Source organism: Longimicrobium sp. (assembly GCF_036280135.1).
Classification (GTDB): domain Bacteria; phylum Gemmatimonadota; class Gemmatimonadetes; order Longimicrobiales; family Longimicrobiaceae; genus Longimicrobium.
Genome location: NZ_DASURI010000867.1, coordinates 1 through 3,974 on the forward strand (window position 1 = coordinate 1; position 3,974 = coordinate 3,974).

General features: G+C 70.6%; 4 protein-coding genes. 3 read left to right on the forward strand and 1 reads right to left on the reverse strand.

Annotation, left to right across the window (positions count from 1 at the left end; genetic code table 11):
* Positions 1-321 precede the first annotated feature (321 nt).
* The 3 genes from VFZ20_RS28040 (at position 322) to VFZ20_RS28050 (ending at position 3,266) form a co-directional block, all read left to right on the forward strand.
* Positions 322-795: an Rrf2 family transcriptional regulator gene (locus VFZ20_RS28040; protein ID WP_329687272.1), complete on the forward strand. Its 474-nt coding sequence runs from the start codon at positions 322-324 to the stop codon at positions 793-795.
* On the forward strand, positions 788-1,774 hold the full coding sequence (locus VFZ20_RS28045; RefSeq protein WP_329687273.1) for an alpha/beta hydrolase: 987 nt from the start codon (positions 788-790) through the stop codon (positions 1,772-1,774). Before VFZ20_RS28040 ends, VFZ20_RS28045 begins: the two co-directional genes overlap by 8 nt.
* 262 nt (positions 1,775-2,036) lie before the next feature.
* Complete coding sequence (locus VFZ20_RS28050; protein ID WP_329687274.1) at positions 2,037-3,266, forward strand: hypothetical protein; 1,230 nt, start codon at positions 2,037-2,039, stop codon at positions 3,264-3,266.
* Between the two features lie 282 nt (positions 3,267-3,548).
* Here the strand turns inward: VFZ20_RS28050 and VFZ20_RS28055 are convergent, their stop codons facing one another.
* Positions 3,549-3,908: a hypothetical protein gene (locus VFZ20_RS28055; RefSeq protein WP_329687275.1), complete on the reverse strand. Its 360-nt coding sequence runs from the start codon at positions 3,906-3,908 to the stop codon at positions 3,549-3,551.
* Between the last annotated feature and the right edge of the window lie 66 nt (positions 3,909-3,974).

Consider the following 3,974-nt stretch of genomic DNA (forward strand, 5'->3'; position numbering starts at 1 on the left):
GAGGGAGCGCCGCACGTAACGTGAATGCGCGCAGGACTTTGGCGCGACCGAAGGATCTTGTGTGCGAAGCGTGAGGCCGACTACCTGTCTCGGGGTCGGCCTCACGCTTTGCGGGCAAGATCCTTCGTCGCCGCCAGGGTCCGTAGCGCGGTCAGGATCGCGCGGCGGCTCCTCAGGATGACGCTTCTGGGTGGGTAGAGTCGGATAAGGCAGACTGACTTCCGACATGGCCGGGGAAACGGGTGCACGCGCGCCCTGCTTCCCCGGCCATTCGTTTGCACACGCTTGACGTATCCCTGCTCACGTAATAACATCAGTTACATGAAGCGAAACGAACGGCTCTCCGTCGCGCTGCACGCGCTGCTGCACATGGCGGAGCGCGGCGGCCAGCCCATGACGTCCGCGGAGTTGGCCACGTGCACCGACACCAACCCCGTCGTCATCCGGCGCACGTTCGCCGGGCTGCGCGAGCGGGGCATCGTCGCGTCCGCCAAGGGGCACGGGGGCGGATGGAACCTGGCGCGCGCGCCGGAATCCATCACGCTGGGGCAGATCCAAGAGGCCATCGCCCAGCGCGTCGTCGCCGTCAGCCTGCCGGAGGAGAGCCACGGCTGCTTGGTGGAGCGTGCCGTGGGCGAGGCCCTGGACGGCGCCGTGCGCGAGGCCACGCGCGTGCTGGATGCGCGGCTGGACACCATCACCCTGGCCGACCTGCTGGCGGACGTGCGGCGGCTGGACCACGCGCGAAAGGGCGGCGCGAAGGACGACACCTTCCTGGGACGGTCCCATGGCTGAGGCACGAACGCGGGTGATGGACGTCAACGGCCTGCGCATGCGCGTGACGGAGCAGGGCAGCGGGCCGCTCGTGCTGCTCTGCCACGGCTTTCCCGAGACGGCGTACGCGTGGCGTCACCAGCTGGCCGCGCTGGCGGACGCGGGATACCACGCCGTGGCGCCGGACCTGCGCGGCTACGGCGGAACGGAGGGGCCGGACCGGGCGGACCAGTACACGCTGTTCCATCTCGTGGGGGACGTGGTGGCCCTGCTGGACGCGCTCGACGCGCCGCGCGCGGCCCTCGTGGGCAACGACTGGGGCGCCACCCTCGCCTGGCAGGCGGCGCTGATGCGCCCGGACCGCGTCCGCGGTGTGGCGGCCATGGGCGTGCCCATGATGGGCCAGCCCCCGCGCCCGCCCACGCAGCTCTTTCCCGCCACGCCGGACGCGCTGTTCTACACACTCTACTTCCAGGCGCCGGGCGTAGCCGAGGCGGAGCTGGAGCGGGACGTCCGCGACTCGCTGCTGCGGATTCTTTACGCCGCCTCGGGAGACGCCGGGCCGCGGGTGCCCGGCGACGGCACGCCCAATCCGTTCAGCATGGTGTCCCGGGCGGACGGGCTCCTGGCGCCGCTCCCCGCGCCCGCCTCGCTCCCGTCCTGGCTGGCGGAAGCGGACCTGGACGCGTTCACGGCGGCGTTCACGGCCAGCGGGTTCGGCGGCGGGCTGAACTGGTACCGCAACCTGGACCGCAACTGGGAGCTGCAGGCCTCGCTTGCCGGGATGCGCGTGGAGGTGCCGGCGCTGTACCTGGCGGGGGAGCGCGATCCCGGGCTCGCCATGCCGGGGATGCGGCAGATCATCGACGCCATGCCGCTGCTGGTGCCCCGGTTGACGGGCGCGCACGTCATCCCGGGCGGAGGGCACTGGATCCAGCAGGAAAAGCCGGACGAGGTCAACGCCCTGCTCCTATCCTTTCTGCGATCGCTCCCCGGCTGACGCGGTGATGTGCATCGCCGCCGCGACGGACGCGGCAACGAAGCCCGGCCGGGAGCGATTCCCGGCCGGGCTTCGGCTATCCAAGGCCGTGGGGGCGGCATGAGCGCGCGCCTTATCGGCGATGCGGATCGGCAGGGGCGTACGCGGTGAGTCCGTTACGAAAGGAGACATGTTTTCCGTTGACCTGGGGCGGGCCGGACGGCATCGTTCAGGCGCCTTCCGCAGTTTCCGCAGGTCCACGCCCCACCTTTCGGAGCACCTCATGAACTCGCGATCCATCTTCCGTCTCACGCCGCTCGCGCTGCTGGCGTGCGCGCTGGCCGCCTGCACGGATCCCGTCGCCACGGCGGCCCTATCCGCCGCCCCGGAGTCCGCCCCGTCGCTGACGGTCATTCCCACCAACGCGTTCGCCACGATGGACGGCGGCCGCGACCACGCCTGTGGCCTTACGTCCGGTGGCCAGTCCTGGTGCTGGGGCCGCAACGTGTACGGCCAGCTGGGCGACAGCAGCGCCGCCGCCACGCTGGTGCCCGTGCCCACGCTGCACCCCGTCGGCGTGACGTTCACCAGCATCACGGCCGGCGGCGCGCAGACCTGCGCGCTGGACAGCGGCGGGCAGGCCTGGTGCTGGGGCCACAACGCCGACGGACGCCTGGGCGACGGCACGTACGTCCTGCCGCTGATGCCCGTGGCCGTTCAGCAGACGGGCGGGCTGACGTTCACCCAGCTCAGCGCCGGTGACACGCACAACTGCGGGCTGGACGCCGGGGGACAGGCATACTGCTGGGGCGGCAACAACGCCGGCCAGGTGGGCGACAGCACGTGGCAGACGGTGCGCATCACCCCCACGGCCGTGCTGCAGCGCGGTGGCCTGACCTTCAGCAGCATCGTGGCCGGCCAGCAGCACACCTGCGGGCTGGACGGCGCCGGGCAGGCGTACTGCTGGGGCTACGACGGCGACGGCGCGCTGGGCAACGGCAGCACGTTCGGCGGGTACGCGCCCGTGGCCGTGCAGCAGCCCAGCGGCGTGACGTTCGTCTCGCTGGCGGCGTGGCGGCACACGTGCGGGCTCACGAGCGGCGGGCAGGCGTACTGCTGGGGCGAGAACGCGGCCGGGCAGCTGGGCGACAGCACCATCGTGGACCAGAACGCGCCCGTGGCCGTGCTGCAGCCGGCCGGCGTGACGTTCAGCGCCATCAGCACGGGCGGGGACCACACCTGCGCGCTGGACGCCAGCGGCAACGCGTGGTGCTGGGGCGGCGACTCCACGGGCCAGCTGGGCAACGGCGCCGGCGGGGCCAGCCGCATCCCGGTCGCCGTCACCATGCCCGGCGGCGTGACGTTCACGAGCATCTTCGCGGACGTGAGCAAGACGTGCGCGCTGGACACCAATGGCCAGGCGTGGTGCTGGGGCCGCAACAACAGCGGCTTCAACCAGATCGGCGACGGGACCAACACCACGCGCACCGTGCCGACGGCAGTGTCGCACTGAACTGCAGGGAATAGGGAACAGGGAATAGGGAATAGCGGGCAACGGCCTGTTCCGGGGCGGGGTGGGGAGACGCGGTCTCTCCACCCCGTCCGTCTTCAATTTGGTGCTCCCGGGGAACGGCATTCTCACACGGGGCCTTCGGCCAACGGAGGGAACGGTAACTGATGAAAAACCGTTGACTCCGTTGGCCGAAGGCCCCGTGTGCCAATCTTCCGTAGAACCCTCCCACGCGGCTGTGCGGGCGGAGCGCCTCCAACCCGCGAGGAAGATCTCCGGATGGCGCTAGTACGAGTCGTAGATGTAGATCTCGTCGTGCTCGCCGGCGGTGGCGTGGAGCCGCGCGAACGTCTCGCAGTACCACGCGAAGTTGAAGTAGTCGTTTCTCGGCGTTGTCAGCGAGCTGTCGTAGCGGCCCGCTTTGTCACGCAGCTCCTCGAACGCGCAGGCGACCACGTCCAGCTGATCGATCGTCATCCGCGCCGGATCGGTGCCCAGGACGTCCAGCAGCGCATCCACGTCCAGCCCGGAGTCCGCGGCGTACGAGGCCAGCAGCGTCCGGTTGGGCTCCGCGCGGAGTGCATCCGCCAGCCGGTCCTTCATCACCGCGTAGTCGATGCCGTAGACCGAGACGTGGCGTCCCATGCCGTATCCGATCGAGAGGGAAGCCGAAGCGGATGGGAAAGCTGCGGGGCCCGGGCGAGAATCTCA

Excerpts from the sequence above, each read along its gene's own strand:
- VFZ20_RS28040 (WP_329687272.1), top strand. The coding sequence starts at position 322 with ATGAAGCGAAACGAACGGCTCTCCGTCGCGCTGCACGCGCTGCTGCAC.
- VFZ20_RS28045 (WP_329687273.1), top strand. The coding sequence starts at position 788 with ATGGCTGAGGCACGAACGCGGGTGATGGACGTCAACGGCCTGCGCATG.
- VFZ20_RS28050 (WP_329687274.1), top strand. The coding sequence starts at position 2,037 with ATGAACTCGCGATCCATCTTCCGTCTCACGCCGCTCGCGCTGCTGGCG.
- VFZ20_RS28055 (WP_329687275.1), bottom strand. The coding sequence starts at position 3,908 with ATGGGACGCCACGTCTCGGTCTACGGCATCGACTACGCGGTGATGAAG.